The following is a 26926-nucleotide window of genomic DNA, read 5'->3' on the forward strand; positions in this document are numbered from 1 at the left end:
TCGTCGAGCGTGGTGGCGCCGACGCAGTGCAGCTCGCCGCGGGCGAGCGCGGGCTTCAGCAGGTTGGAGGCGTCCATGGCGCCGTCCGACTTCCCGGCGCCGACCAGGGTGTGCATCTCGTCGATGAACAGGATGATCGAGCCCTCGGCCTGGGTGACCTCGTTGAGCACGGCCTTCAGGCGCTCCTCGAACTCGCCGCGGTACTTCGCACCGGCGATCAGGCTGCCCATGTCGAGCGCCATGAGCTTCTTGTCCTTCAGGCCCTCGGGCACGTCGCCGTTGACGATGCGCAGCGCCAGGCCCTCGACGATGGCAGTCTTGCCGACGCCGGGCTCGCCGATCAGGACGGGGTTGTTCTTGGTGCGGCGCGACAGGACCTGGATGGTGCGGCGGATCTCGTCGTCGCGGCCGATCACCGGGTCGAGCTTGCCGTCGCGGGCCGCCTGGGTCAGGTCGCGGGCGTAGCGTTTGAGCGCGTCATAGCCTTCTTCGGCGGAGGCTGAGTCGGCGGTCTTGCCCTTGCGCAAGGCGACGGCGGCCTGCTCCAGGGCCTTGGCCGAGACGCCGGCGTCCTTCAGCGCCTTGCCGGCGTCGCCGCCTTCCTTGGCGATGGCGATCAGCAGGCGCTCGGTGGTGACAAAGGCGTCGCCCGCGGCCTTGGCCCCGGCCTCGGCGTCGGCGAAGACCCGGGCGGCCTCCGGCTTCATGTAGAGCTGGCCCGAGCCGCCTTCGACCTTGGGCAGCTTGCCCAGCGCCAGGTCGATGGCCGTATCGGCCTCGTCGGGCCGCCCGCCGGCGCTCTGGATCAGCGCGCGCGACAGCCCGTCCTTTTCCTCGAGCAGAACCTTCAGCAGGTGCTCCGGCGCGAACTGCTGGTGGCCGCGGGCCAGGGCCAGGCTCTGCGCCGACTGGATCGCCTGTTTGGCGCGGTCGGAATAGACGTCGATGTTCATCAGGTCCCCTTGGATAGGCGAATTGACCCAGCGGCCGCCTCATCAAGCACGGTCCGGGCCACTGTCGATGTAGTGTGGCGGAAAGGCCACACAACCCCGAACAGCCACAGATTGCCGGCCGCGCCCCTGCAAGCCGCGGCTGCGGCCCCTATTTGCGGCGAGGGGGCGCCTGATTTGTGTCGACAGGAGCCGCAAAATGAAACTCATCCGTATCCTTGCTTCATCCGGCGTGGCGGCCCTGGCGACGGCCTCGGCGGCCCACGCCGCCGGCTTCTATCTGCAGGAACAGTCCGTACGCGGCACGGGCCGCGCCTATTCCGGCGAGGTCGCCGACCAGGGCGTCGAGTCCCTGTGGTGGAACCCCGCGGCCATCGCCCGCTCGCCCCGCGAAGGCTATGTGGGCGCGAACGGCATCTTCGTCTCGGGCAAGGTGGCCGACCGCGGCTCGACCGTCACCTATCCCGGCGGCGCCACCGCCCCGGTGAGCGGCCAGCCCTCCGCCTACAATCCGATCCAGGCGGGCGTGGCGCCCAACTTCGCCATCGCCACGCCGGTGGGCGACCGCTTCGCCATCGGCGTCTCCGTGGCGGCGCCCTTCAACTTCACCACAAAGTACCCGCGGACCGCCTGGACGAGATATGACGCCCTCTTGTCGCGGCTGAACACGGCCGACCTGCAGCTCACCGGCGCCATGCGGGTCACCGACTGGCTGGACATCGGCGTCGGCGCCGACGCCCAGCACACCGAAGCCAAGCTCTCGCAGGCGTCTCCCAACCTGTCGCCCCTCCTGCCGGATGGCGTCTCGCAGCTCTCCGGCCGCGGCTGGAACTACGGCTGGACCGCCGGCGCCCAGGCGCATCTGGACAGGCTCACCTTCGGCGGGAGCTACCGCTCCGCCATGGACCACGACCTCAACGGGCGGATCTTCGTGGGCGGCCTGTTGGGCCCGCTCGCCGCCGGCAATGTGGACGCCTCCGGCTCGGCCAGCTTCACGACGCCGTGGATCGCCACCCTGGGCGCGCGGTGGCAGGTCACCGACCGGCTGACGCTGGACGCCCAGGCCCAGCGCTTCGGCTGGAGCGAGTTCGACGCCATCCGCGTCAGCACCGCGGCCGGCACCCAGGCCATCGCCCAGAACTATCGCGACACGACCTCCGGCGGCGTCGGCGCCGACTTCGCGGTCAATCCGAAGCTCACCCTTCGCGCCGGCGTGCAGTACGACCCGACGCCCACGCCCAGCAGCCTGCGCACCGCCCGGGTGCCGGACGGCAACCGCTGGCTGTTCGGCCTCGGCGCCACCGGCCAAGCGACCCGGAACCTGAAGATCGACGTGGCGGCGGCCTACATCGACTTCCAGGACAGCACCGTGAACCACGACACGACCTTCTACGCCGGCACGCCGGCGGCCACGACGACCCAGCTCCGCGGATCGGTGAAGGGCGAGGGCTATGTGCTCTCGGTGGGCTTGAGGTCGGGGTTCTAGGACAACTCAGGTCGGCGGATCATCAAGCCCTTTCCTGAAGCAAAGACTTCGGGGGAGGAGCGATCAGTTGAGCTCGGTCTTCTTGCGCGGTTCGGGCGGCATGGGGGCGATGGGCACGCCGTCCTCGACCAGGTCGCGGACCTCCTGGGAGGTCGCCTGGCCATAGATGCCGCGGTCCTCCGAGCGACCCTCGTGGATGGCGCGGGCCTCGGTGGCGAAAGCGTCGCCGACGTCGTCGAAATTCTCTTCCACGTGGCGGCGGATGCGGCTCATGGCCTCCATCATCACGGCCTGGTTCTGGGCCGGCGGCAGGTCCTGCGAGCGGGTCTTCGTGCCGGCCACCGCGGGGGCCATGATCGCCTTGCGCACCGCCTTGGAGCCGCAGGCTGGGCATTCCAGCAGGCCGCGCGCCTGCTGGTCGTCGAAGTCGGCCGAGGCGCCGAACCAGCCCTCGAACTCATGCTCATGCTCGCAGATGAGGGCGTAGCGGATCATGCGAGGGCCCGCGGCTCGGCGAAGGGCCGGGCGTTGACCAGGTTGGGGATCGCCGCGCGGGCCTTGGCGGCGGCGGCGAGGTCCAGGTCGGCGATCAGCACGCCGGGCTCGTCGTGGTCGAGTTGCGCAATCACCTCGCCCCAGGGGGCCACCACCAGGGAATGGCCCCAGGTGCCGCGGCCGTCCTCGTGCCGGCCGCCCTGGGCCGGCGCCAGGACGAAGGCGCCGGTCTCGATGGCTCGAGCCCGCATCAGCACCTCCCAGTGCGCCGCGCCGGTAGGCCGGGTGAAGGCGGCGGGGATGGTCATCACCTCCGCGCCCGCCAGCGCCAGAGCGCGGTAGAGGGCCGGGAAGCGCAGGTCGTAGCAGACCGTCATGCCGAGCTTCAGCTCACCCGCCCGGGCGGTGACGGCCCGGTCGCCGGGCTCGTAGGTGGCGGACTCCCGCGCGGTCTCGCCGGTGGGCAGGTCGACGTCGAACATGTGCAGCTTGTCGTAGGTGGCCACGATCGCGCCCTCGGGCGAGATCAGGGCCGAGCGGTTGGCGGCCTTGCCGTCCTCACGTTTCACCAGGGCCGAGCCCAACAGGATCCAGACGCCAAGCTCCTGGGCCGCGGCGCGCAGGCCTGAGACGACGACGTCTTCCTCCAGGCCCACCAGCATGGGCAGCAGGGCCTCGCGGTCCTTCTGCAGGACGTTGGTCCCTTCCGGCGTGGCGATGAACCTCGCGCCGGCCGCGGCGGCCTCACGCACCATCGGCAGCACATGCGCCAGGGCGGCGGCCTGCGTGGCCGGCGTGCGGGTCTGGATCAGGGCGATCTTCATGGGGTGAGGATATAGCAAAATCTTCCTTTCCCACTCGTGGGAAAGGGGGACCACGGCCGGAAGAGGGCGTGGTGGAAAGGGAAAGCCGCAAGCTCGGCGCTCCGTCCCTCACCCTCACCACCATTCCCTCTACGGGAAACGATCCCCTCTCCCGCTGCGCGGGAAAGGAGGTCAGGCCGCCCGCAACAGGGGGTCGAGTTTGCCGTCGCGGTCGAGGGCCATCATCTCGTCGCAGCCGCCGATGTGCCGGTCGCCGACGAAGATCTGCGGGAAGGTCGCCCGGCCGCCGGCGCGCTGCACCATCTCCTGGCGCTTGGCCGGATCGAAGGCGGCCTCGATCTCGGTGAACGCGACGCCCTTCTTTTCAAGCAGCATCACCGCGCGGACGCAGTAGGGGCAGTACGGCTTGGTGTAGATGGTGACCTGAGACATGACGCTCTTGCGGGACATGGGACTCTAACGACGTAACCGTCGCCGAAGCTTCATATAGCGAGTCCGGACATTTCTTTAACCCGGGCCACCACTGCGACATCCACCCGCACGGCGCCGGCGGCCTTCAGCGCCCGCGCGCAGCCCTCGGCGGTCGAGCCGGTGGTCATGACGTCGTCGATCAGCAGGATCCGCCGGCCCCGCACCTGATGGGCGCGGCGGTCGGGGACCTCGAAGGCGCCGGCGACGTTGCGTTTGCGCCCGGTCCCGGACTTGCCGCCCTGCGTCTCCGTCGCTCGGCGGCGGATGAGGGCGTCGGGCAGGTAGGCGAGGCCGGTCATCCGCGCCAGCGGCCGGGCGATCTCGGCGGCCTGGTTGTAGCGGCGGCTGAGCAGGCGCGAGGGGTGCAGCGGGACCGGGGCTATGGCGTCGGCCTCGTCGATCAGCGGCCGGGCGGCGCGCGAGAGCCAGCGGGCGAACAGCGGCGCCAGGTCCGTGCGGTCGGCGTGCTTCAGCTTCAGGATCGGCTCGCGGGAGGTCTCGTCGTAGAGGCAGGCGGCGCGGGCGGCGTCGAAGGCCCGCGGCTTGGCGAGGCACGCGGCGCACCGCGAGCCGATGTCGAACTCGAAGGGCGCGCCGCAACCGTCGCACACCGGGCCGTCGACGAACTGGATCCGGCTCCAGGCCGCCGCCGAGAGGCCACCGGCCAGGGCGGCCCCGCCGTCGATGGCCTGCGGCGGGAAGATCAGGTCGAGCGCCCCACGCAGGGCGCCGCGCACGCGCGGCCCCGGTTTCAATCGCAACAGGAAGAGGCCATCTTCCGCGCTCATGTCCGCCCCCCTGCTCTTCGACCGCACCCTGCACAGGAAGCGCCTGGACCGCGCCGCGAGCGGCTTTGCGGCGGCCGATTTCCTGCAACGCCGGGCCGCCCTCGACCTGGTCGAGCGCCTGGAGGCGATCATGCGGGACTTCCCCGTGGCCGTCGACCTCTCGGCGCGCCGGGGCGCGCTGCGCGAAGCCCTGGCCGACAGCCCGGCGGCGCAGCGCGTCGGGGTGCTGATCGAGGCGGACCTGTCGGCGGCCATGCTGGCCGGCCGCGACGGCCCCCGCCTGGTGGCCGACGAGGAGCGCCTGCCCTTCGCCGCGGGCAGCCTGGACCTGGTGGTCTCGACGCTCGGCCTGCACTGGACCAACGACGTGGTGGGCGCCCTGATCCAGATCCGCCGCGCGTTGAAGCCCGACGGCCTGTTCCTCGGCGCCTTTCTGGGCGGATCGACGCTCACCGAACTGCGCCAGGCCCTGACCGACGCCGAGGGCGAGATCCTGGGCGGGGCCGGCAGCCGCGTCTCGCCTTTCGCCGACAGCCGCGACGCGGCGGGCCTCCTGCAACGGGCGGGATTCGCCCTGCCCGTCGCCGACGTGGACCGGGTGAACGTCAGCTACGAGCACCCCCTGAGGCTGCTCGCCGACCTGCGGGCCATGGGCGAGACCAATGTGCTGGCGGATCGCCATCCGCACGCGCTCACCCGCACCCTGCTGGCCCGCGCCGGCGAGATCTACGCCGAGCGGTTCGCGGGGCCGGACGGGCGGGTCGCGGCGACCTTCGAGATCGTCACCCTGACCGGCTGGGCGCCGCACGAGAGCCAGCCGCAGCCGCTCCAGCCGGGCTCGGCCAAGATGCGCCTGGCCGATGCGCTCGGGACCGTCGAGCACCCCCTGCCGCGGGGCGAATAGGCCGCCGCGAACGCCTTGCGCGGTAACCGCTCGGTAAGCCTCTGTCGCGACAACTGGCCACGGCGGCGCTTGCTGGGTCCTCACCTAGGGTAGCGCTTCGGGGGGCTCCTGGGTGTCGGGGGTCGACAGTGACGAAGTTCTTCAATTACGCCAGCGTGGCCGCGGCCGCCTGCGCCATGATCCTGGCCGGCTGCGCGACTCAGCCGGAGCCGCCGCGGATGGCCGGCCGTTCGCCGGCGCCGCCGCCCGCCACGCGCCACGATGCGCCCGAGCCCGCCGGCCTCGCCGTCCAGGCCAGCGCCTTCGAGGCCTTCGTGCGCCACGCCCGGCGGATCGACCCCGCCTTCTCCGGCCCGGCGGACGTCTCCCAGGCCCTGAAGACCGGGGCGGCGCACGAGCCGCACGAGCTGGAGGCCGGCATGATCGCCTATGCCGCCCTGGCCGCCCTGCAGGAGCCGCGCTTCGTGGCCGCCGTGCGCGCCGACCGCGGCGACCTCGCCCGCCGCATCGCCGCCGATCCCCAGGCCGCGCTCGTCCTGCCGGGGGCCGCCGAGGCCGAGGCCCGCGCCCGCGGGGCGCTCTACGCCGAGGGCGAGGCGCTCAGCGGCGAAGGCGAGAAGGTCAAGCACGCCGCCTACTCCGTCCAGCGCCAGGCCTGGGCCAAGGCCAAGGTCCCCGACGCGGCCGGCCGGCTGAGCCGGGTCAAGCGCCTGTCAACGGAAAGCTACCAGCCGTCGCGCGAGGACGCCGCCGAACTGCAGATGTCGCTGGCCGGCGCCGCACGACGCGGCGGCGGGGCGAGCCCCGTCGTGGCGCGCAGCGTGGCGCTGGCGGCGCTGACGGTGCTGGGCGACACCCGCGAGGCGCGGGGCCTGATGAGCGAGCCGCACACGGCGTCCTGCCTGCACATGGCCAAGCTCAACCTCTACCAGTGCCTGGCCAGCGCCGGTCCCCACTACGAGGACATCTACTGCCTGGGCCAGCACGCGATGATCGACCCGGGCCAGTGCGTGGTCGAGGCGACCGAGGCCCGCGGCGCGGCACCCCGGCAGGTGGCCATGAGCCGGGCGGCCTACAGGCGGTGACCGGCCGGCCGGAACAGCCCCGCCCGCGACCCGTTTGGAAGCCTCGCACAAGGAGACTTCCCATGACCCAGCAGCCGCCCTCTCGCCCCGCGCCGGACAAGCACCCCGGCATGATGGGTGACGGCACGGAGGAGCAGAACCTCAACCAGAAGGGCGACCCCGGCGCGCGGATCACCGAAGCCGAGGTGAAGGAGGCGTTCGGCGAGAAGGCGCCCGCGCCGCCCAAGCCGTAGGCTGGCTCAATTTGAGGTCAATATATTCAATAACTTATTGATATGGACCGCTCATCCCCTCAGATCAGGTCCCGCAGCCAGGCGACCAGCGGGGCGTCCGCGGGCGGCATGGGATAGTCGCCGAGCTTCGAGGGCTTCACCCAGGCGATCTGCGGGTGCTCGCGGGCCACGATCCGGCCTTCCCAGCGGCGCACCAGATAGAGCGGCATCAGCAGGTGGAAGCTCTCATAGGCGTGGCTGGCGAAGACGAAGGGCGCGAGACAGGCGTGGGTGACCTTGATCGCCAGCTCCTCCTCCAGCTCGCGGATCAGGCAGGCCTCCGGCGTCTCGCCCGCCTCGACCTTGCCGCCGGGGAATTCCCACAGGCCGGCGAGTTGCTTGCCCTGCGGCCGCTGGCAGATCAGCACCCGGCCGTCGGCGTCGATCAGGGCCGCGGCGGCCACCAGGAGGAGGGACTTTTCGCTCATCCCTGCTTCCTTCCCCGGCTGAGTCATAAAGGCAACAGCCCGCGGCCAATGCTCCGCCGTGGGTTGACTTCGCACCTGCGAAGGACGATGTGCGGCCTGCGTCACGAACTATGACGCTATCCGCGCTCCAGCCGCGTGGGGTCTCTCTTCGAGGCCCAGCCTGTCGAGCGCAGAGAATTCTCATAGATCGCCCATCACGCGGGGCGCTTCCCCAAAGACCCGCGACCTCCGCGCCCTGGATGCGATCCATCGGGCGCGCTTGGCGCATACGTGAAAGTCAGTTCTTGACCCAGTTTACCGATTTCGGCCTCGCCGCTCCGCTTCTCAAGGCGCTGGCCGGCGAAGGCTACACCACCCCGACCCCGATCCAGGCCCAGGCGATCCCCGGCGTCATGGCCGGCCGCGACCTGCAGGGCATCGCCCAGACGGGCACCGGCAAGACCGCCGCCTTCGCCCTGCCGATCCTCCACCGCCTTGCCGCCGACAAGCGCCAGCCCGAGCGCAAGGGCGCCCGCGTCCTGGTGCTGTCTCCCACCCGCGAACTCGCCAGCCAGATCGGCGAGAGCTTCCGCACCTACGGCAAGCACATGGGCGTCACCGTCGCGGTGATCTTCGGCGGCGTGAAGTACGGCGCCCAGCACAAGGCCATGGCCAACGGCGTCGACGTGCTGGTGGCCACGCCTGGCCGCCTGCTCGACCACCTGCAGGAAAAGACCATCACCCTTCGCGGCGTGGAGATCTTCGTCCTCGACGAGGCCGACCAGATGCTCGACCTGGGCTTCGTGCTGCCAATCCGCAAGATCGTGGCGCACATGCCCAAGCAGCGTCAGAACCTGTTCTTCTCGGCCACCATGCCCACCGAGATCGGCAAGCTCGCCAGCGAGCTGCTGAACGATCCCCTGCGCGTGTCGGTGACCCCGCAAGCGACCACCGTCGAGAAGGTGAACCAGCGCGTGCTGTTCGTGGAACAGGGGCGCAAGCGCGCCCTGCTTTCCGAGCTGTTCGATGATCAGGGCTTCAAGCGCGTCATCGTCTTCACCCGCACCAAGCGCGGCGCCGACCGCGTGGCCCGGGGCCTGGAGCAGGTGGGCGTCGAGGCCGCCTCGATCCACGGCGACAAGAGCCAGGGCCAGCGCGAACGCGCGCTCGCCGACTTCAAGGCCGGCAAGGTCCGCGCCCTGGTCGCCACCGACATCGCCGCACGCGGCATCGACATCGACGCGGTGACCCATGTGGTGCAGTACGAACTGCCCAACGTGCCGGAAAGCTACGTCCACCGGATCGGCCGCACGGCCCGCGCCGGCGCCGACGGCTCGGCCGTGGCCTTCTGCTCGGACGACGAGCGCACCCTGCTGCGCGACATCCAGAAGGTGACGCGCCAGACCATCCCGTCCTTCGACCGCCGCAACGACAAGCAGCTCGGCGCGGCCACCGCGGCCATGCCGGAACCGGCCGGCAAGCCTGACCGGGCCGATACCCGCGGTGCGGGCGGCGGCCGAGGCAACCACCAGCCGAAGCGCAACCGCAATCACGGCGGCGGCGGCAATAGCGGCCATCGTCACGAGGGCGCTCCGGCGCGCAGCGGGGGTCATGGCGGCGGCGGCGACAAGCCCGCCCAGCAACGCCCGGCCTTCAAGGGCCCGCAACGCGGCGGGGACAAGTCGTCCTCCGGCCGCACCGGCGTCTGGTCGAACCGCTAGGCCCTGTCCCGGCTGACGTGAACCACGTGAGCCGGGACCAAGCAGGGCCGTCGGCGACATCCGGCGCCCGTCTCGTCCGCTCAGGTCGATCCAACCTGACCGGGAAGGCCCAGCTAGTTCGCCGGGTCGTGCTGCTCGACGAAGGCCACCACGGCCTTCAGCATGGCCAGCCGCGTCGGCGCGTTGGAGAGCCAGTGATCCTCGCCGTCCATCAGGACGAAGTCCGCGGGCTTGCCCGCCGAGGCAAGCGCCTTCTGCATCGCGCGGCTCTGCTCGATCGGCACGACGCTGTCGTTCTCGCCGTGGATGAGCAGGATCGGCGCGTCCGCCCTGGCCGCCGCCTTCAGGGGTGAAACGGCGTCCATATCCGACGTCTGGGCTCCCGTGAGGCCGCGCCAGAAATCCTGGGCGCGCGTATCGCGGGCGTCGCCCCGCTCGCGCGTCCAGATCAGCATCCGACCCATGTCGCTCACGCCGGCGACGGAGACGGCGCAACGGTAGAGGCCGTGTTGCAGTGTGACGCCGGCCAGCGCCGCGTAGCCCCCGTAGCTGGCGCCCACGATACAGGCCCGCTTGGGATCGACGATCCCAGCCTGAGCCAGGGCCGCCAGGCCGTCGGAGATGTCGGTCTGCATCTTGCGGCCGTACTGGCCCTCGGCGGCGTGGCGAAAGGCTTCGCCGTAGCCGAGCGTGCCACGGTAGTTCGGCTGGAAGACCGCGTACCCTCGGGACGCCAGCGCCTGGGCCCACCAATCGAACCCGACGCGGTCGCCGACGACGATGGGCCCGCCGTGCGGCATCACCACGACCGGCAGGTTCTTGGCTTCTCGCCCCGGCGGCAGGGTCAGCACGCCCTCCATGCCCAGACCGTCGGCGGCCTTGTAGGCGAACATTCGCGTCGGGCCGACCTCGGCGGGAGGCAGGTCGGGGCGCACCTCGCCCAGCGGGATGGCGCTGCGCCCCACAGCGTCGACCAGCCAGTAGCGCCCCGCGTCATGCGGCCCTTCCGTCAGGAAGATCATCTGGGCGAAGTCGTGGGAAAAGGACACCAGCTCTGCCTTCTCCCCCGCGAAGGCGGCGCGCGAGTCGTCGATGCGTTTCTGCAGCATCGGATCGAGCAGCTTCGGGCCGGACAGGTTGCTCATCCCCACCAGCCTGTGGCTCTCACGGTCCACCAGCGCGCCCGCCGCGTTGTCGCCCGAGATGAGCACGACGCCCTCGCCGCCTCCGCCAAGGGGAATTTCGCGGCCCTCGATCGAATTCTCGGTGCGCTCGACCACGACCACCGTCCCGGGGGTCCGGCCGGGGCTGAGTAGGCTGAGCGCGTCGTCGCCGGTGCGCTGGAGCACGGGATGCTCCATGCCGGCGCCCGGATAGACCGTGTATTGGCGGCGGCCCGGATCATAGACGGAGTTCGCCAGCACCGCGCCATCGGCCCCGATCATCCAGTCGCGGCTGCGCTGCGCCGAGGTGGCGACCCTCTCGGCGCGGCCGGTGTCGAGATCGATGCGGTAGAGATCGGGATAGATCACCCCGCCGTCAGAGTGGGGCGCAACCGCCTCCCAGGTGACGCCGCCCACATAGGCGTACCATTTGCCGCCCACCTGTCGCACGCCATGGAAGCCCAGGACGGCGTCCACGTACTGGTTGCTCTTGGCGAAGATCATGTAGCTGGCGCGGGTCTTCACATTGAAGTCGATGATCCCTTCCATCTCGGTGGTGCGCAGGCCGATCACCGGGCGGGACACCGTCGCGGTTTCCGTGATCAGCACATGGTCTTCGCCGGCGAAGGTGACCGCGCGGATCTTCGCCGTTCCGAAGGCCACGCCACCCAGCATCTCGCCGTCGGATTTGCGCACCACGACCTTGCGGCCGTCCTTGTCAGCCACGACGACGGCGAAGCGTCCGCCCGAGGGCGAGAGGCTCGCGTCCTCGATGGCCGGCAGGCGTCCGTAGGCCTCCAGCGGCGGGAGCGCGGCGGCGGCGAGCGAAGGTAGGGCCCCGGCCAGGGCTGCGGCGACAGCAAGCCAGATACGCAAGACGTAACCCCCCGGATACAACTTCGCTGGGGGAACCTAGCCCGAGGACGCCCAGATCCTCAACTCTTGAGTGTGACCCCGCACGGCCAACTACTTCCCGTCCACCGAGAACGCCATCAGGAGGTTGCGCCCGCCGGGGCCCATCATCACGCCCGGATAGCCGGAATGCTGGAACAGCATTCCGTTCACGATCACCGGGCCGGTGGCGTCGAGCGCCCCACCCCTGGCGGCCTTGACGCCGTTGACGGTGTCGTAGCTGGCGTCGGCGGTGTCGAAGTCCCAGACGATCTTGCCGGTCCGGGCGTCGTAGGCCCGCAGGTGGCCGTCGAGGGCGCCGGAGAAGGCGATCCCCGGGATGGCGCTCACCGGCGCGGACTGGGACAGGACGCAGCGCTTGCCGGCGGGACAGGGCAGCTCCGGCGTCGGCGTCTTCCAGAGCACCGCGCCGGTCGCCAGGTTCACGGCGTTGAGCCCCGGCGTCCCGCGGCTGCCGTCGGCGATGGCCACGTACGCCGTCGCGCGGTCGGCGGCCATGCCCCATTCCACGCCGCCCGCCGCGCCGCCGCGGCCCAGCTTGACCTGCCACAGGGTCTTGCCGCCGTGGTCGGGGTCGAGGCCATAGACCACGCCCGACTTCTGGCCGGCGATCAGGATGTCGTGGCCGTTCGGCAAGGTGCGCAGCATGACCGAGGAGCCGAAGTCCACGTCCGGCCCCAACGGGCTCGGGCAGTTGATGGGCGCCTTCGGGCCGGGCGGGCAACCGACCATGAAGTTGTCCTTGGCGGTCACCTGGTTGCGCCACTTCACCTGGCCGGTCTTCAGGTCGATGGCCATGACCGCGTCGGCGCCGTCGGTGTCGACGTCGGTGTAGCTGTCGCCGGTGGCCGCGTAGAGCAGGCCCCGCTTCGGATCGATCGTCGGCGAGGACCAGATCGCCCCGCCCGCCGGCCCGGTCAGCGACCGGCCCTGGGCGACGCGGTAGGCCTTCGGCTCCTGGTCCACCGAGTAGGTCTTCCAGATCACCTTGCCGCTGTCGGCCGCCAGGGCCGCGACGGCGCCGCGGAAGCTGCAGCAGACATAGTCCGGATCGTTGGTGGCGATCTCCTCGCTGGACGACACGGGCACGTAGAGGACGCCGTCATGCAGCTTCGACGCCCCCGTCAGCATCGAGCGCGGGTGCTGCTCCAGCTTGGTCGACCAGATGAGCTTGCCGGTCATGGCGTCCAGCGCGAACTCGGTGGCCCGGTCGTCGCCCATGAACACGGCGAAGCCGCTGGGCGAGGCCGCCAGCCGCGCCACGACCGGCGCGGTTCGCACCCCGCCCTTGGCGTCGTAGCGCCAATAGGCGCAACCGGTGCGGGCGTTCAGCGAATAGACCTTGCCGGCATTGCTGCCGAGGAACAGGCGGTCGCCCACGACGCTGACCTGGGCGTTCTTCGATCCCACATAGGCGAAGGTCCACTTGACCTTCAGCCGCGGCACGTCGGCGGCGGCGAGGCCGGGCCTGGGCTGAAAGCGGGTGTTGGCCGCGTCCGGGCTCCAGCCGTTCCAGCCCTCGCCGCCGAGCTTGATGGGGTCGGCGTGGGCGCAAGGGTCGGGCTCGGGCCCCTCGGCCACCTTCGGCAGCGGGGCCTTGCCGGTGAGATAGACGGCCACGGCCTCGATGTCGGCGTCGCTCATTCCCGAAGCCATGGGTCGCATGACCCCGCGCGTCAGGGCGTCGATCACGGGATCTGGGCCCATGGCGCTGAGCGCGTCCTTGCGCGGCGCGCGATCGGAGCCGCCGTCGTGGCAAGAGGCGCAGCGGGCGGCGTAAAGGTCGTGCCCCTGGGTGCGGTCGCCCAGCACCAGCTTCGGGGGCGGCACGTCCTCGGCCAGGGCGAACCCGGCGCCAAGCGCCATCATCCCCGCCGCCGCCATGGCGACGACGCCAATCCAAGACCTCACGAGCGCCTCCCGACTTTTCTTGTTGCAGCAGCTATCCGGGCCGGACTCGTTGCGGTCAAGGCTGACGCCAGGACAGCGGTCTAAGACTTCTACTCAATGACGCTCATCCCTGCGAAAGCGGGGGATCAGCGGATTGCGGGATACGGCCTTCGGACACGGCGACCTTGGCGCTAGCTCCGATAGTCGCCGTTGATCTCGACGTAGCGTTTGGTGAGGTCGCAGGTCCACATGCTGGCGGCGCCGCGGCCCACGCCCACATCGACGCTGACCTCCAGCTCCTTCTTCTTCATGTAGGCGCTCATCTTGGCCTCGTCGTAGGTGGGTGAGACCAGGCCGTCCTGGGCGGCCACCAGGGGGCCGAACTTCACGCTCATGGAATCGCGGTCCACCGGCTCGTCGGCGCGGCCCACGGCCATGACGATGCGGCCCCAGTTGGCGTCTTCGCCGGCGAAGGCGGTCTTGACCAGCGGGCTTTCGCAGATGGTGCGGGCGATCTTCCTGGCCGAGGCGTGGCTTTCGGCGCCCGTTACCGTCACCTTGATGAACTTGGTGGCGCCCTCGCCGTCGCGGACCAACTGGTGGGCCAGGTCCAACAACACCTGCTCCAGCTTGTCGCGGAAGTCGGCCAGCCGCCGGTCGCCGGCGCGGCTGATCTTCGGGGCCCCGGACTTGCCGGTGGCGAACAGCAGGAGCGTGTCGTTGGTCGAGCGGTCGCCGTCCACCGTCACCGCGTTGAAGGTGTTGCGGGTGTAGAGACTGCAGAGGTTCTGCAGCGCGGCGGGCGAGATCGCCGCGTCGGTGACGACGAAGGCCAGCATGGTGGCCATGTCCGGCGCGATCATGCCGGAGCCCTTGCAGATGCCGCTGATCTTGACCTTCACCCCGTCGATCTCGGCCACCGCGTGGGCGCCCTTCGGGAAGGTGTCGGTGGTCATGATCGCGCGGGCGGCGCCCGTCCAGCCGTTCTCGGCCAGGCGGTGCTCGATGTCGGGCAGTCGGTGGGCGATCTTGGTGTCGTCGAGCAACACGCCGATCACGCCGGTGGAGGCCACCATGACGTCGCGCTGGCGGCAGTCGAAGCGCTTGCCCGCCGCCGAGCAGACCCGGCGTACGGCGTCCGCGCCCGGGCGGCCGGTGAAGGAGTTGGCGCAGCCGGCGTTGACCACCAGGGCGCGCACGCCCTCGCCCTTGGTCATCTCGAGGTGCCGCTTGCACCAGTCGACCGGCGCCGAGCCCACCCCGTGGCGGGTGAAGACCCCGGCGCAGCTCGCGCCGTCGGGGAAGCTCATCACCAGCAGGTCGTCGCGCTCGTGCTTGTAGAAGCCGGCCCGGGCGGTCGCCATCTGCACGCCGGCGATGGGCGGCATCTTCGGGAACTTCACCGCCAGCGGGGAGACCGGCAGGGCGGCTTTGGCGGCCTTGGCGGCCGGCGCCTTGGGGGCCGGCGTGGAGAACTGCTGCGCCTGTTTGGCGGCCTGTTTGAAGGCGCGCTCGAGGCTGTGGCCGACGGCCTCCACGGGCCGCGAGGCGGCCTCCAGGGCCTTGGCGGCCTTCGAAACGGGGGTGGGTTTCTTGGTCATTTCTTGGCCCCCTTGGCCAGCGGCGGCGCGACGGGCGGGACGACGGCGGGCGACACGGCGGACTTCGGCGCATCGGCCGGCGGGACGACCTGGTTGGGCGTGTCGGTCTTGACCATCACCTGGACCTTCGCGCGGCCGCGCAGCTTCTCCAAGAGGTCGCGGATCTGATCGTAGGTCAGGAAGCGCACGATCTGCGGCCGCGCGGCCTCGAGCGTGATCGGCTGCTCCACGCGGCGGTCCTCGACCTTCACCAGGGCGAAGCCGCCCTCGACGGCGAAGGGCCCGACGATCTGTCCGGGCTTGGCCGCCTTCAGAGCCGCGTCATAGGCCTCGGGCATGACGTCGATGGTGAAATAGCCCAGGTCCCCGCCGTTGAACCGCGTCGCCGCGTCGGTCGACTTCTCCATGGCCAGCGCCTCGAACGAGGCGCCGGCGGCCAACAGCTTTCGCACCGCCTCGGCCTCGGCGGCGTTGGGCAGCACGATCTGGCGGGCGTGGATCTCCTCCGAGCGCTTGGCGAGCTTGAGCTGCTCCTGGTAGAGGCCGCGTACGGCGTTGTCGTTGACGGCGTCGGAGACCACGCTTTCCACCAGCATGTCGCCCAGCACCCGGTCGCGGGCCGCGGCCATGCGGCGCTGGGCCACCGGGTCCTTGTCGAGCTTGCGGCGCACCGCCTCGCCGGCCAGCAGCCGCTGGTCGACCACCTCGTCCAGCACCCGGCGGAACAGGTCGGAGGAGACCTCCAGCGGCTCGCCCTCGCCGAGCAGGCCCTGGGCCACCGCCTCGCGCTTGACGTCGGAGGACCAGACCGTCTGGCCGTCGACCTTGGCCACGGCCTGGTCGCCGCGCTCGGGCGCATGCTCGGCGCCGCCGCCCTTGCCGCAGGCCGACAGGCTCAGCGCCAGGACCAGCGCCAGCCCAATCCCGGCGGCGGTGCGGTAGGCGCGGTCGGCGGCCATGCGGATCCCCCTCGAAAATGGACGGCTGGCGCGCCTTGAAGACGCCGCCCGTCCCTAGCCATTTACATCCCGGGATGCAAAGGTTGCCCCGACCCCGCGCGCCCCCGGACCCCAGGCGGCGCCAAGCGGCCAATATTTTGGGAGGATCATTTAAAATGCGCGAAGCCGTCATTGTGTCCTACGCCCGCACCGGCCTGGCCAAGTCCGCCCGCGGCGGATTCAACATCACCCCCACCGTTTCGATCGCCGCCCACTCGGTGAAGCACGCGGTCGCCAAGGCGGGCATCGAAGGCGCCGCCGTCGAGGACGTGTTCATGGGCAATGTGGCCCACGGCGGCGGCAACATGGCGCGCCAGGCGAGCCTGCTGGCCGGGCTGCCGATCACCACCTCCGGCGTGACGGTCAACCGCTTCTGCTCGTCGGGCCTGCAGACCATCGGCATGGCCGCCAACTTCGTGCGCAACGACGGCGCCGACGTGGTCGTGGCCGGGGGTGTGGAGACCATCTCCATGCCCAACATGGGCACGGGCAAGGACAACAACGATCCGCGCCTGACCGAGATGTATCCGGCGATCTTCATGCCGATGATCGACACCGCCGACATCGTGGCCGAGCGCTACAAGGTCAGCCGCGAGGCGCAGGACGAATATTCGCTGGAGAGCCAGCGCCGCATGGCCGCCGCCCAGCAGGCCAACAAGTTCGCCGACGAGATCGTCCCGATGAAGACCAAGATGAAGCTGGTCAACAAGGAGACGAAGGAAGAGACGATCGTCGACTACGAGGTCAACAAGGACGAGTGCAACCGGCCGGACACCTCCGCCGAGGGCCTGGCCAAGCTCGAGCCGGTCCGCGGGCCCGGCAAGTACATCACCGCCGGCAACGCCTCCCAGCTCTCCGACGGCTCGGCCGCCGTGGTGATCATGGAAGCCAAGGAGGCCCAGCGCCGCGGGCTGAACCCCATGGGCGTGTTCAAGGGCTGGGCCGTGGCCGGCTGCGAGCCCGACGAGATGGGCATCGGCCCCGTGTTCGCGATCCCGCGCCTGCTGGAGCGCCACGGCCTGAAGATCGACGACATCGACCTCTGGGAGCTGAACGAGGCCTTCGCCAGCCAGTGCCTCTACAGCCGCGACAAGCTGGGCATCGACCCGGAGAAGTACAACGTCAACGGCGGCTCCATCGCCATCGGCCACCCCTTCGGCATGACCGGCGCGCGCCTGGCCGGCCACGTCCTGCAGGAAGGCAAGCGCCGCGGGGCCAAGAACGTGGTGGTCTCGATGTGCATCGGCGGCGGCATGGGCGCCGCAGGACTTTTTGAGGTCTGCTGAGGCCCTCATCCCTCCTCTTTAGGGGAGGGACAGGCCGCGTGAGCGGCCAGGGTGGGGAAGTCGCGTTCAAGCTCGGACTTCGGAGCCCTGGCCCATAGACTCCCATCCGTCCGGGGTGGAGTTTATCCTCGCGCCCGCGTTCGCGGGCCCCGGGGGCCTCGTCCACCCTCCCCTAAAGAGGAGGGATCGGGTTCCTGCGTCGCGTTGACTTGGGCGGGGTCGCTGCTTAAGTCTCGCGCGCCCTTGAAAGAGCAAGTTTTCCCGGCAGGCGACGGGCTATGGCCGCGCCCACCGCATCAACCGGACCTTCCCCTTGAGCATCTTCCAGCAGTTCTTCGGCTCCTCCAACGACCGCAAGGTCAAGGCGATGACGGCGCGGGTCGCCAAGATCAACGCCCTGGAACCCGCGATGCAGGCGCTGTCGGACGCCGAGCTGCGGGCCAAGACCGCCGAGTTCCGCGACCGCCTGGCCAAGGGCGCGACCCTGGACACCCTGATGGAAGAGGCCTTCGCCGTGGTGCGCGAGGCCTCGCGCCGCACCCTGGGCCAGCGCCACTACGACGTGCAGCTCGTGGGCGGCATGGTGCTGCACCAGGGCGGCATCGCCGAGATGCGGACCGGTGAAGGCAAGACGCTGGTCGCCACCGCGCCGGTCTATCTGAACGCGCTCGCCTCCAAGGGCGTGCACCTGATCACCGTCAACGACTACCTGGCGCAACGCGACGCCGAATGGATGGGCCAAGTCTACCGCTTCCTGGGCATGGAGGTGGGCGTCATCGTCCACGGGCTCAGCCAGGGCCAGCGCCAGGCGGCCTACAACGCCGACATCACCTACGGCACCAACAACGAGTTCGGCTTCGACTACCTGCGCGACAACCTGGTCTACGAGGCGGGCGAGATGGTCCAGCGGGGCCACAACTTCGCGATCGTCGACGAGGTGGACTCCATCCTGATCGACGAGGCGCGCACGCCGCTGATCATCTCCGGCCCCACCGAGGACCGCAGCGAATTCTACAAGACCATCGACCTGCTCGTGAAAGAGTTGATCAAGGACCCGACCACCTACGACTTCGACGAGAAGCAGCGGCAGGTGATCCTGACGGAAGACGGGTCCGAGAAGATCGAAGAGATGCTGATGGAAGGCGGCCACCTGGCCGAGGATTCCGCCGGCCTCTATGACGCGGCCAACGTCTCGGCGGTGCACCACGTCAACCAGGCGCTCCGCGCCAACGTCCTCTACCAGCTCGACAAGGACTACATCGTCCGCGCCGGCGAGGTGATCCTGATCGACGAGTTCACCGGCCGCATGATGCATGGCCGCCGCCTGTCGGAGGGCCTGCACCAGGCGATCGAGGCCAAGGAAGGCGCGGTGATCCAGCCGGAGAACCAGACGCTGGCGTCGGTCACCATCCAGAACTACTTCCGGCTCTATTCGAAGCTGTCGGGCATGACCGGGACGGCCTCCACCGAGGCGCAGGAATTCCTCGACATCTACAAGATGGACGTGGCCGAGATCCCGACCAACCGGCCGGTGGTCCGCATCGACGACGACGACGAGGTCTACCGCACCTCCGCCGAGAAGCACGTGGCGATCATCGGCCTGATCGAGGACTGCTACCGCCGCGGCCAGCCGATCCTGGTGGGCACGGTCTCCATCGAGAAGTCGGAGCAGCTGTCCGACATGCTCAAGGCCCACAAGTTCGAGATCGACGGCAAGAAGCAGACCGGCGTCCCGCACAGCGTGCTGAACGCCCGCTACCACGAGCAGGAAGCCCTGATCGTCGCCGACGCCGGCGTGCCCGGCGCGGTGACCATCGCCACCAACATGGCCGGCCGCGGCACCGACATCCAGCTCGGCGGCAACGTCGACATGAAGGTCATGGCCTGGCGCGACGAGCAACGCGCCCAGGGCGTCGAGGTGACCCCGGAGATGGCGCTGGAGCACAAGGCCCGGATCGAGGGCGAGATCGCCGCGCTGAAGGCCCAGGCCCTGGCCGCCGGCGGCCTCTTCGTGCTGGGCACCGAGCGCCACGAGAGCCGGCGCATCGACAACCAGTTGCGCGGCCGCACCGGCCGCCAGGGCGACCCGGGCCACTCCAAGTTCTTCCTGTCCTGCGAGGACGACCTCCTGCGGATCTTCGCCGGCGAGCGCCTGGATTCGATCATGCGCACCTTCGGCGTCCAGGAAGGCGAGGCGATCACCCACAAGTGGCTGAACTCCGCCATCGCCACCGCCCAGAAGCGCGTCGAGCAACGCAACTACGAGATCCGCAAGAACCTCTTGAAATACGACGACGTGGTGAACGACCAGCGCAAGGCGGTGTTCGAGCAGCGCGCCGAGTTCATGGCGGCCGCCGACATCTCCGACGTGGTCGCCGAGATGCGCAACGACACCATCGAGGACTTCGTCACCCGCTTCCTGCCGCCCAAGGCCTATGCCGAGCAGTGGGACATCGACGGGCTCGACGAGCACGTGCGCGGGTTCCTGGGCCTGGAGCTGCCGCTGAAGGAATGGGCGGCCGAGGACGGCATCGCCAACGAAGAGATCGAGCAGCGGATCGTCAAGGCGGCCGACGCCCGCGCCGCCGAGCGGAACGTCCAGGTGGGCGACCACATGCGCACGGTGGAGAAGAGCTTCGTCCTGCAGATGATCGACCTGCAGTGGCGCGAGCACCTGATGCACCTCGACCACCTGAGGAACGTCATCGGCCTGCGCGGCTACGGCCAGCGCGACCCGCTGAACGAGTACAAGACCGAGGCCTTCAGCCTGTTCGAGACCCTGCTGACCGACCTGCGCCAGAACGTCACCCGCTGGCTGATGACGGTGGAATTCCAGTTCGAGGCCCCGCCGCAGCCGCCGCCGGGCCGCTTCCAGGAAGTCCACCTCGATCCCCTGACCGGCGAGAACGCCGCCCAGATGGGCGCCCTGCCCGACGGGCTGAACGCCGAACAGCGCCAGGCCCTGCCGGTCACCGCCCTGCCGGAAGGCTGGGAGAACACCGGCCGCAACGCCGCCTGCCCCTGCGGCTCAGGCAAGAAGTTCAAGCACTGCCACGGGGCGCTGGTCTGACCGGCCAGCGGCCTAACGCGGGCGCTTAAGCCGTTTCTGCGCGGCCTTGGCTGACGCCACCGCGAGCGCCTTGCGGGCCCAGGCCGTCGCGTCGTCCGGATCGTCCAGCGCGGCCTCGGGCAGGCGCCAGTAGGAGGTGTTCTCCATCGGCTCCGGGCGGCCGCGGTAGACCCAGCTCACCGAGCCTTCGGCCGCAAGCTCCGCCTTCAGCGCCTCGTCGGCCTTGAGGTAGATGGTCTCGTCGTCGATCAGGCCGAACATCACCTCGCCGGCATAGACGCCCGCGCCGCCGAACATGCGCCTGATGCGCACCGGGCCCAGGCCCGCGAACAGTTCTTCGACGAAGGCGTGGAAGTCGCTCATGCCGGGCAAGGTTCTACGCCGGATGAAATCCTGCGGCCAACCGGCGCCATGCAACCGTTAGCGGCGACGCTCGTTTTCCAGGCTCAACCTTGGGGGTTCCGCCCATGACCACCTACCGAGCCTATCGCCTGGACGACCGCCGCCGGATCCTCAACGGCCAGTGGATCGAAGCGCCCGACGACGCGGGGGCCGTCGACCAGGCCGAGGAGCTCTGCGACGAGGCCGCCCCGACCATCGAACTCTGGCAGGCGACCCGCCTGGTGGATGAGATCGAGTGCGGCGACGACGACTAGAAGCCCAGCGGCAGCGGCGCGGCGCGGGTGACCCCTAGGCCCGGCCACAGGTCCGGCAGCGGCGCTAGCGCATGGTAGCGCAGGCGCAGGCGATAGGGCGCCAGGGCCGCCGAGACCGCCCAATCGCCGGTCAGTCCGTCGTCGCCGCGCCACTGGAGGCGGCCCTCGCGAAGCGTCAGGCGCGCGGCGACCGGGATCTCCAGCGCCTCGCCCGGCGTCAGCGTCCGGACGTCGGCGGCATGCGCAACCCGCCCCAGGTTCGCGCCCCCGGACATCGCCTCAGCGCGCCCGGAGGCGTCCACCAGTTCCGGAAGCATCGAGGCCACAGTGACGAACGCCAGGGGGCGAGCGGTGCGGTTGACGATCCGCAGCGACGCCTGGAGCCGCGAGCCCTGGGCGGTCACCGGCGAGGGCTGCACGGGCGGCGAGGCGAACCGCGCCTCGAAAGCGACACGGTCCGCATCCGCCTCCGCCACGCCGGTCAGGCCCCAGCCCGCGAGGGCGGCGGCCGCGCCTCGTCGCGTCCAGCCACGGCGCCCGGTGGGTTTTCCGCCGCCCAAGGCCGGATCATCCCTGCGCCATGACGGTCTCGCGCCGGCGGCGGACCAGGGCCCCGACGACGCCGAAGCCGAGGATCATCATGGCCCAGGCGGCCGGCTCGGGCAGGGCTTCCCGGGTCGCGCCGAAACGCGTCTGCCATCCCCATTCGACGCCGTCATAGACCGTCAGGTTGCCCTCGCCGTCGTCCGAGACGAGATAGAGGTCGGCGGTCCAGTTGATGACCGGATTGGCCGCGTTCGGCTCTGGCCGCTGCGAGAAGTCCTCGAAGTGCGGCGGGTCGGTGTTGAAGTTGTTGGGCGGCGGCTGGGCCTTGGACGCGTCGTCGTAGTAGGGCGAGGCCACCCCGGGCGCGTCGACGACGTTCTCCGGCTGGCCCCGCCCGGTCGGGGCGCTGAGGTTGTTTCCGTTGACGCCGGTGATGTTCCAATTGTCCGTGACGATCTGAATCCAGTGCAAGTTTTCCGGCGGCGTAAAGCCGCGCTGGCCGGTGTAGTCGACCTCCAATTGTCCGCCGCCGGACGTACCGTCGTTCACCGCCAGATAGTCGGTGATGACGAAATTGATGTCGAGCTTGGCGCCGTAGTTGGTGATGCCGTAGCCCGGCTTCTGGGCGGTGAGGTCATCGCTGAGCACGGTGGTGTTGGCGGCTGTCATCGCCCCCAGATCGACGACCTGCGCCGGCATCAGCCGCGTCTGGCAGAAGCCGCCGGCGCAAGCGACGACGCCGCTGTCCGGTCTGTAGGCCGCGCCGGTCGCCTGAACGATGGTGAACGCGGCTTGCGCCGACCCGGCCGACAGCGCGACCGCCACGGGCAGTCCGATCGTCGCCAGGATTTTCAGGTGGGTCTTCATTGCGCTTCAGCCCCTTTCCATGCGGCCTTGGGGCCGGCATCGGACGGGCGGGTGCACCCAAAGCGACAGTGGAGGAAACGCGGAAGCGCGCGGGCCCCGCCCTTCGAATACCCGTGCTATCTGACCTTAGCCCTGCCCGGGCGCCGCGCAATCGAATGCGCCTGAGAGGTGAAAAACACCCGCAGGGCTCCCCTGGCGGACCGCTCCGGTTGTGGCCAGGGCTTTAGAAGCTGACCCAGTTGCCGTGGAAACCGAACGGCACGCGGCGCGGCATCTGCGCCGTGGCGATCGGGCCCTTGGCGACGTCGAGCGCGTCGAACACCAAAAGGTCGCTGCGGTCCTCGCCTGCGCGGTAGACGACCGCGGTCAGCCAGCCGTCGCCCTCGTCGGCCGTGGCGGCGCGCGGTGTGAACACCGGCTCCGAGGTGCGGTCGCCGCCGTCGAGCTCGTAGACCTGCCGCCGGCCGGTCATCAGGTCGAGGTGGGCGATGGCGTTCAGGCTCACGGTCTTCGAGCCGGTCGGATCGGCGGCGTACCAGCCGTGGCGATGCTTGCGGGTCTCGACGCGCGGGTCGACGCGGGGGAACTCGCCGTCGAGGTCGTCGAGCGCCTCTTCCCTGATGGCGTCGGACGTCCCGGCCAGGTCGAAGGTCCAGCGCACCAGGCGCGCGGCGGCCTTGTCGCCCGGCGAGCCGTCGGCCTTGGGGAACAGCGGAGCTACGTCATAGCGCATGACGTCGCAGAAGATCTTGTCGCCCTCTTCCCAACTGTTCAGCGGGTGGAAGACGTAGCAGGCCTCGGTGTTGAACCAGCGGATCGAACCCACGTCCCCATCGCGGCGCATCACGCCCACGTGGGAACCCTTGTCCGGCTCCCAGGCGAAGGGCGGCAGGCCGCTCATCACCCGCTGCAGGCTGCCGGTCAGGGGCAGGACCGGGAATAGGACGTGGTTCTCCGTGGTCATGAAGTCATGGACCATCGACGAGAACGGCGCCTGGAAGTCATCGCGGCGGACCACGGTCCCGTCGGCGGCGGTGACGCCATAGCTCATGCCCGCCGACAGCGGCATGTCGCCGACGCCGTAGGCGAACCAGACCATCTCGCCGGTCACCGGGTCGACCTTCGGGTGGGCGGTGACCCGGCCCTTGTAGGCGCGGACATAGCCTTCCGAGGCCAGGGTCTGCGCGTTCATCTCGAAGGGCTGATGAGCCTCCTCCAGCGCCATCAGCCGGCCGGCGTGCCAGACGATATTGGTGTTGGCGACGCCGCCCTCGTTGCCGGCGGTCAGCGGATCGCTGGTCAGCGGGTTGCCCATCGAGCCGAACAGCGCGCGGCCGTGCTGGTGCTCCAGCTCCCACTTGGGCGTGCGGACGTAGCGGTTGCGGTAGCGGACCTTGCCGTCCTCGACATAGAAGCCGTGGACCATGCCGTCGCCGCCGAACCAGTGGTGCTGCTCGGGGTCGCGGGGCTCGAACTGCGGATTGGGGCCGATGCGGAACAGCGCCCCGCGCAGGCCCGCCGGGATCTCGCCGCGCACCGTCAGGTCGAAATCGTCCTCGCTGCGGATCGGCGCGAAGTTGCCCGTCAGATAGGGGTTGAGACGCACATTTCCGTCCATCGCAGGGCTCCCTTATCGCTTACTTCGTAAATTTATTACGTAAAACGTAGCGCGTCGCAAGTCTTTTCGTGCAAGTTCGGAATCGCCCATGCCCCGCGTCCTGTCCGATACCGATGTCGCCGATTTCCGAGAGCGGCTTTGCGCGGCGGCCGAGCGGCTGTTCGCGGAGCGCGGCCCCGACGCGGTGACCATGCGCCAGCTCGCGGCCGAGCTCGGGGTGTCGCCGATGACGCCCTACCGCTACTTCGAGGACAAGGAAGACATCCTGGCCGCCGTCCGGGCCAACGGGCTCAGCCGCTTCGCCGAGGCGCTGGAGACGGCCCGAGCGACGGCGCAGGGCGCACGCGCCATCGGCTCGGCGGTGGGCGAGGCCTATGTGGACTTCGCCCTGTCCAACCCCCACGCCTACAAGCTGATGTTCGACGTCAACCAGCCCCACGTAGAGAAGTACCCCGAGCTGGTGGCGGCGGGGCAACGCGCCCAGAAGACCATGACCGGCTTTGTCGAGGACGCCCTGAAGGAAGGGCTGATGGCCGGCGATCCGCAGCAGATCGGCCTGATGTTCTGGGCGGCCATCCACGGCGCGGTGATCCTGGAGCTTGCCGGCATGCTGCCTCCGGGCGGGGCGCGGCAACTGCATCGGAGCCTCGAACCCGCCCTGATGCGCGGCGTGCGCCCGCAGGACTGAGCGGCCGCGGCTTGACCGCTCCGTCGCCCTGCCCGAAGTGTCCTCCCCGTCCGGGAGGCCCGCGATGCCGACGATTGTGCCATTCGAGGTGAGCTGGAGCGAGACCGCGGTCGCCGCCGTGCTGGACCGGGTGCGCGCCTATCCCTGGCCACCCACGCCGCAGGTCCCCGACGGCTGGGCCTATGGCTGCGACGGCGCCTGGCTTCGCGGGCTCTGCGAGCACTGGACCGGCGCCTATGACTGGCGCGCCGCCGTGGCCGACCTCAACCGCTTCCCCCAGTTCATGGCCCAGGTCGAGGACTTCGACCTGCACTTCCTGCACGTGGTGGGCGAGGCGGGCGGCAAGCGGCCGCTGATCGTCAGCCACGGCTGGCCGGGCTCGCACTACGAGTTCTGGGGCGCGATCGAGAAGCTGGCCTTCCCCAGCCGGTTCGGCGGCCAGGCGGAGGACGCCTTCGACCTGGTGGTTCCCTCCCTCCCCGGCTTCGGCTTCTCCTCGAAGCCCGCGCGCCCCATCGGCCAGCGGACCACCGCGCGCCTGTTCAACACCCTGATGACCGAGGTTCTGGGCTACGAGACCTATCTCGCCCAGGGCGGCGACTGGGGTGCGATGGTAACCTCCTGGCTCGGCCGCGACCACGGCGCCCACGCAAGGGCCATCCACCTCAACATGCTGGGCTTCCGCCCGCACGGCGGGCCCCAGGGCGAGGCGGAGGTCGCCTGGGCCCAGCGGCAGGCGGGGATGATGGACGTGATGGGCGCCTACTTCCGCCTGCAGGTTTCCAAGCCGCAGTCGATCGCCTGGATGGGCGCGGGCAATCCGGTGGGTCAGGCCGCCTGGATCTGCGAGCGGTTCCACGACTGGTCGGACTTGTCGCGCAAGAGCCTGGACCAGGCCTACGGCAAGGACGCGCTCCTCACCAACATCATGCTCTATGTGATGACCGACAGCTTCGCGACCGGAGCCTGGTACTACCGCGGCCTGGTGGAGGAAGGCGGCCTCGCCTTCGCGCCCGGCGAGCGCTGCGAGACCCCCACGGCCTTCGCCAACTTCCCCGGCGAGCCGCTGTACCAGGCGCCGCCGCGGTCCTTCGCCGAGCGCGCCTACAACATCGTGCGCTGGACCGACATGCCGCGCGGCGGCCACTTCGCGGCGATGGAAGAGCCGGATCTGTTTGTGGAAGAGGTCCGTAGCTGGGCCAGGGAGTTTTGATGAGCGTTCGATACGACTTCGCCTCCGACAACACCGCCGGGGCGACGCCGGAGGCCATGCAGGCGCTCGCCGCCGCCAACACGGGCTTCACGGCCGGCTATGGCGCCGACACGGTGAGCGCGCGGGCCGCAGACCTGGTCCGCGCCCTGCTGGACGCCGACGCCGAGGTGCGGTTCGTGGCCTCAGGCACGGCGGCCAACGCCATCTCCCTGGCGGCCCTGGCGCGGCCGTTCGAGGCGGTGCTGGCCCACGCCCACGCCCACATCACCACCGACGAGACGGGCGCGCCGGGCTTCTTCGGGCACGGCTCCCAGATCATCCCGCTGTCCGGCCCCTCCGCCCGTATCGACGAGGCCGCCCTGGCGGCCGCGCTCGACTTCGCCGACAGCGCCCACCACCAGTCGCCGGCGGCGCTGTCGCTGACCAACGCCACCGAATACGGCGCGGTCTACGCCACCCAGCACGCCGCCGCCCTGGCCAAGGCGGCGAAGGGCAAGGGCCTAGGCGTCCACCTCGATGGCGCCCGGCTGGCCAACGCCGCGGTCGACGGCTTCGACCTGAAGGCGATCGCCCGGATGGGCGTCGACATCCTGGTGCTGGGCGGGACCAAGGCGGGGATGCCGCCCACCGAGGCCCTGGTGGTCTTCGACCGCAAGCTCGCGCCGCGCTTGGACGCGCGCCTGAAGCAGAGCGGCCAGCTCCCCTCCAAGGGCCGGTTCTACGCCGCGCCCTTCATCGGCATGCTGGAGGACGGCGCCCTCCTGCGCCACGCCGGCCACGCCAACCTGATGGCCCAGCGCCTGGCCGAGCGGACGCCGTTTCCGGTGAACCACCCGGTGGAGGCCAACGGCGTCTTCATGGCCATGGATGAAGCCGCCCACGCCCGCCTGACGGCCACCGGCTGGCAGGTCTACCGGGTGCTCGACGGCTCCGTGCGCTTCATGTGCTCCTGGGCCACAACGCCTGAGACGGTGGATGAGCTGGCGGAGGCGCTGAAGGCGATCCGCTGAGTCGG

25 protein-coding genes are annotated in these 26926 nt (G+C 70.1%); 11 read left to right on the plus strand and 14 right to left on the minus strand.

The genetic code is table 11. The features are described from left to right. The coding region (locus VNW53_RS03405) for a Clp protease N-terminal domain-containing protein (protein ID WP_325553646.1) at positions 1-953 on the minus strand (953 nt) is incomplete at its 3' end. A 196-nt stretch (positions 954-1149) separates the two neighbouring features. Between VNW53_RS03405 and VNW53_RS03410 the strand changes: the two genes are divergently transcribed. After that, positions 1150-2436, plus strand: coding sequence for an OmpP1/FadL family transporter (locus VNW53_RS03410; RefSeq protein WP_325553648.1), 1287 nt, complete (start codon positions 1150-1152; stop codon positions 2434-2436). A 63-nt stretch (positions 2437-2499) separates the two neighbouring features. Here the strand turns inward: VNW53_RS03410 and VNW53_RS03415 are convergent, their stop codons facing one another. From VNW53_RS03415 to VNW53_RS03430, 4 genes are all read right to left on the minus strand, one after another. Beyond that, entirely contained in the window at positions 2500-2931 is a 432-nt protein-coding gene (locus VNW53_RS03415; protein ID WP_325553649.1) for a DUF1178 family protein, read from the minus strand. Next, the gene (locus VNW53_RS03420; RefSeq protein ID WP_325553651.1) at positions 2928-3755 is read right to left on the minus strand and encodes a carbon-nitrogen hydrolase family protein; all 828 of its coding nucleotides are present in this window, start codon (positions 3753-3755) and stop codon (positions 2928-2930) included. Before VNW53_RS03420 ends, VNW53_RS03415 begins: the two co-directional genes overlap by 4 nt. Before the next feature lie 171 nt (positions 3756-3926). Beyond that, entirely contained in the window at positions 3927-4187 is a 261-nt protein-coding gene (gene grxC, locus VNW53_RS03425; protein WP_325553652.1) for a glutaredoxin 3, read from the minus strand. Between the two features lie 50 nt (positions 4188-4237). Then, entirely contained in the window at positions 4238-5014 is a 777-nt protein-coding gene (locus VNW53_RS03430) for a ComF family protein (RefSeq protein ID WP_325553653.1), read from the minus strand. Between VNW53_RS03430 and VNW53_RS03435 the strand changes: the two genes are divergently transcribed. The 3 genes from VNW53_RS03435 to VNW53_RS03445 all read left to right on the plus strand — a co-directional run bounded on the left by VNW53_RS03435 (position 5013) and on the right by VNW53_RS03445 (position 7236). Next, the gene (locus VNW53_RS03435; RefSeq protein ID WP_325553654.1) at positions 5013-5918 is read left to right on the plus strand and encodes a methyltransferase domain-containing protein; all 906 of its coding nucleotides are present in this window, start codon (positions 5013-5015) and stop codon (positions 5916-5918) included. The two genes, VNW53_RS03430 and VNW53_RS03435, sit on opposite strands and share 2 nt — an antisense overlap. A 128-nt stretch (positions 5919-6046) precedes the next feature. Continuing rightward, positions 6047-7003 (plus strand): hypothetical protein, encoded by a 957-nt coding sequence (locus VNW53_RS03440; protein ID WP_325553655.1) that lies wholly within the window; start codon positions 6047-6049, stop codon positions 7001-7003. Positions 7004-7065: 62 nt separating this feature from the next. Continuing rightward, complete coding sequence (locus VNW53_RS03445; RefSeq protein WP_325553657.1) at positions 7066-7236, plus strand: hypothetical protein; 171 nt, start codon at positions 7066-7068, stop codon at positions 7234-7236. A 59-nt stretch (positions 7237-7295) separates the two neighbouring features. Here VNW53_RS03445 and mutT read toward each other — a convergent pair whose 3' ends face one another. Beyond that, positions 7296-7703 (minus strand): 8-oxo-dGTP diphosphatase MutT, encoded by a 408-nt coding sequence (gene mutT / locus VNW53_RS03450; RefSeq protein ID WP_325553658.1) that lies wholly within the window; start codon positions 7701-7703, stop codon positions 7296-7298. A 284-nt stretch (positions 7704-7987) separates the two neighbouring features. Between mutT and VNW53_RS03455 the strand changes: the two genes are divergently transcribed. Then, complete coding sequence (locus tag VNW53_RS03455) at positions 7988-9403, plus strand: DEAD/DEAH box helicase (RefSeq protein ID WP_325553660.1); 1416 nt, start codon at positions 7988-7990, stop codon at positions 9401-9403. Between the two features lie 113 nt (positions 9404-9516). Here the strand turns inward: VNW53_RS03455 and VNW53_RS03460 are convergent, their stop codons facing one another. From VNW53_RS03460 to VNW53_RS03475, 4 genes are all read right to left on the minus strand, one after another. Further along, complete coding sequence (locus VNW53_RS03460) at positions 9517-11442, minus strand: alpha/beta hydrolase family protein (RefSeq protein WP_325553661.1); 1926 nt, start codon at positions 11440-11442, stop codon at positions 9517-9519. A gap of 90 nt (positions 11443-11532) precedes the next feature. Further along, entirely contained in the window at positions 11533-13389 is a 1857-nt protein-coding gene (locus VNW53_RS03465) for a PQQ-binding-like beta-propeller repeat protein (RefSeq protein WP_325553662.1), read from the minus strand. Between the two features lie 170 nt (positions 13390-13559). Further along, positions 13560-14969 (minus strand): bifunctional glutamate N-acetyltransferase/amino-acid acetyltransferase ArgJ, encoded by a 1410-nt coding sequence (gene argJ, locus VNW53_RS03470; protein WP_325553664.1) that lies wholly within the window; start codon positions 14967-14969, stop codon positions 13560-13562. Further along, complete coding sequence (locus VNW53_RS03475) at positions 14966-15928, minus strand: peptidylprolyl isomerase (RefSeq protein WP_325553665.1); 963 nt, start codon at positions 15926-15928, stop codon at positions 14966-14968. Before VNW53_RS03475 ends, argJ begins: the two co-directional genes overlap by 4 nt. 155 nt (positions 15929-16083) lie before the next feature. Between VNW53_RS03475 and VNW53_RS03480 the strand changes: the two genes are divergently transcribed. Then, positions 16084-17253 (plus strand): acetyl-CoA C-acyltransferase, encoded by a 1170-nt coding sequence (locus tag VNW53_RS03480; RefSeq protein ID WP_325553666.1) that lies wholly within the window; start codon positions 16084-16086, stop codon positions 17251-17253. 367 nt (positions 17254-17620) lie between these two features. Continuing rightward, the gene (secA, locus tag VNW53_RS03485; RefSeq protein WP_414693237.1) at positions 17621-20323 is read left to right on the plus strand and encodes a preprotein translocase subunit SecA; all 2703 of its coding nucleotides are present in this window, start codon (positions 17621-17623) and stop codon (positions 20321-20323) included. Positions 20324-20335: 12 nt separating this feature from the next. On the opposite strand, the gene VNW53_RS03490 is transcribed toward secA, so the two are convergent. After that, positions 20336-20686: a TfoX/Sxy family protein gene (locus VNW53_RS03490; protein WP_325553668.1), complete on the minus strand. Its 351-nt coding sequence runs from the start codon at positions 20684-20686 to the stop codon at positions 20336-20338. Between the two features lie 104 nt (positions 20687-20790). Between VNW53_RS03490 and VNW53_RS03495 the strand changes: the two genes are divergently transcribed. Continuing rightward, entirely contained in the window at positions 20791-20979 is a 189-nt protein-coding gene (locus tag VNW53_RS03495; RefSeq protein ID WP_325553670.1) for a hypothetical protein, read from the plus strand. On the opposite strand, the gene VNW53_RS03500 is transcribed toward VNW53_RS03495, so the two are convergent. From VNW53_RS03500 to VNW53_RS03510, 3 genes are all read right to left on the minus strand, one after another. Then, positions 20976-21539, minus strand: coding sequence for a hypothetical protein (locus tag VNW53_RS03500; protein WP_325553672.1), 564 nt, complete (start codon positions 21537-21539; stop codon positions 20976-20978). The two genes, VNW53_RS03495 and VNW53_RS03500, sit on opposite strands and share 4 nt — an antisense overlap. Positions 21540-21546: 7 nt before the next feature. Further along, positions 21547-22392 carry a PEPxxWA-CTERM sorting domain-containing protein gene (locus VNW53_RS03505; RefSeq protein WP_325553673.1) on the minus strand — a complete coding sequence of 282 codons (846 nt, stop codon included), beginning with the start codon at positions 22390-22392 and terminating at the stop codon, positions 21547-21549. A gap of 223 nt (positions 22393-22615) precedes the next feature. After that, positions 22616-24010 (minus strand): carotenoid oxygenase family protein, encoded by a 1395-nt coding sequence (locus VNW53_RS03510; RefSeq protein WP_325553674.1) that lies wholly within the window; start codon positions 24008-24010, stop codon positions 22616-22618. An 88-nt stretch (positions 24011-24098) separates the two neighbouring features. Between VNW53_RS03510 and VNW53_RS03515 the strand changes: the two genes are divergently transcribed. The 3 genes from VNW53_RS03515 (at position 24099) to VNW53_RS03525 (ending at position 26921) form a co-directional block, all read left to right on the plus strand. Next, on the plus strand, positions 24099-24698 hold the full coding sequence (locus VNW53_RS03515; protein ID WP_325553675.1) for a TetR/AcrR family transcriptional regulator: 600 nt from the start codon (positions 24099-24101) through the stop codon (positions 24696-24698). A 64-nt stretch (positions 24699-24762) separates the two neighbouring features. Beyond that, the gene (locus VNW53_RS03520; RefSeq protein WP_325553677.1) at positions 24763-25911 is read left to right on the plus strand and encodes an epoxide hydrolase; all 1149 of its coding nucleotides are present in this window, start codon (positions 24763-24765) and stop codon (positions 25909-25911) included. Further along, positions 25911-26921 carry a beta-eliminating lyase-related protein gene (locus VNW53_RS03525; protein WP_325553678.1) on the plus strand — a complete coding sequence of 337 codons (1011 nt, stop codon included), beginning with the start codon at positions 25911-25913 and terminating at the stop codon, positions 26919-26921. The genes VNW53_RS03520 and VNW53_RS03525 overlap by 1 nt, the downstream gene beginning before the upstream one ends. Positions 26922-26926: the final 5 nt, after the last annotated feature.

Origin of the sequence: Phenylobacterium sp. (genome assembly GCF_035569475.1) — a bacterium.
Taxonomy (GTDB): Bacteria; Pseudomonadota; Alphaproteobacteria; order Caulobacterales; family Caulobacteraceae; genus Phenylobacterium.

Coding starts and splice junctions, on each gene's coding strand:
- VNW53_RS03520 (WP_325553677.1), top strand. CDS start 24,763: ATGCCGACGATTGTGCCATTCGAGGTGAGCTGGAGCGAGACCGCGGTC.
- argJ (WP_325553664.1), bottom strand. CDS start 14,969: ATGACCAAGAAACCCACCCCCGTTTCGAAGGCCGCCAAGGCCCTGGAG.
- VNW53_RS03415 (WP_325553649.1), bottom strand. CDS start 2,931: ATGATCCGCTACGCCCTCATCTGCGAGCATGAGCATGAGTTCGAGGGC.
- VNW53_RS03490 (WP_325553668.1), bottom strand. CDS start 20,686: ATGAGCGACTTCCACGCCTTCGTCGAAGAACTGTTCGCGGGCCTGGGC.
- VNW53_RS03445 (WP_325553657.1), top strand. CDS start 7,066: ATGACCCAGCAGCCGCCCTCTCGCCCCGCGCCGGACAAGCACCCCGGC.
- VNW53_RS03510 (WP_325553674.1), bottom strand. CDS start 24,010: ATGGACGGAAATGTGCGTCTCAACCCCTATCTGACGGGCAACTTCGCG.
- VNW53_RS03495 (WP_325553670.1), top strand. CDS start 20,791: ATGACCACCTACCGAGCCTATCGCCTGGACGACCGCCGCCGGATCCTC.
- VNW53_RS03480 (WP_325553666.1), top strand. CDS start 16,084: ATGCGCGAAGCCGTCATTGTGTCCTACGCCCGCACCGGCCTGGCCAAG.
- VNW53_RS03420 (WP_325553651.1), bottom strand. CDS start 3,755: ATGAAGATCGCCCTGATCCAGACCCGCACGCCGGCCACGCAGGCCGCC.
- VNW53_RS03505 (WP_325553673.1), bottom strand. CDS start 22,392: ATGAAGACCCACCTGAAAATCCTGGCGACGATCGGACTGCCCGTGGCG.
- VNW53_RS03475 (WP_325553665.1), bottom strand. CDS start 15,928: ATGGCCGCCGACCGCGCCTACCGCACCGCCGCCGGGATTGGGCTGGCG.
- VNW53_RS03430 (WP_325553653.1), bottom strand. CDS start 5,014: ATGAGCGCGGAAGATGGCCTCTTCCTGTTGCGATTGAAACCGGGGCCG.
- VNW53_RS03525 (WP_325553678.1), top strand. CDS start 25,911: ATGAGCGTTCGATACGACTTCGCCTCCGACAACACCGCCGGGGCGACG.
- VNW53_RS03435 (WP_325553654.1), top strand. CDS start 5,013: ATGTCCGCCCCCCTGCTCTTCGACCGCACCCTGCACAGGAAGCGCCTG.
- grxC (WP_325553652.1), bottom strand. CDS start 4,187: ATGTCTCAGGTCACCATCTACACCAAGCCGTACTGCCCCTACTGCGTC.
- secA (WP_414693237.1), top strand. CDS start 17,621: ATGACGGCGCGGGTCGCCAAGATCAACGCCCTGGAACCCGCGATGCAG.
- VNW53_RS03410 (WP_325553648.1), top strand. CDS start 1,150: ATGAAACTCATCCGTATCCTTGCTTCATCCGGCGTGGCGGCCCTGGCG.
- mutT (WP_325553658.1), bottom strand. CDS start 7,703: ATGAGCGAAAAGTCCCTCCTCCTGGTGGCCGCCGCGGCCCTGATCGAC.
- VNW53_RS03515 (WP_325553675.1), top strand. CDS start 24,099: ATGCCCCGCGTCCTGTCCGATACCGATGTCGCCGATTTCCGAGAGCGG.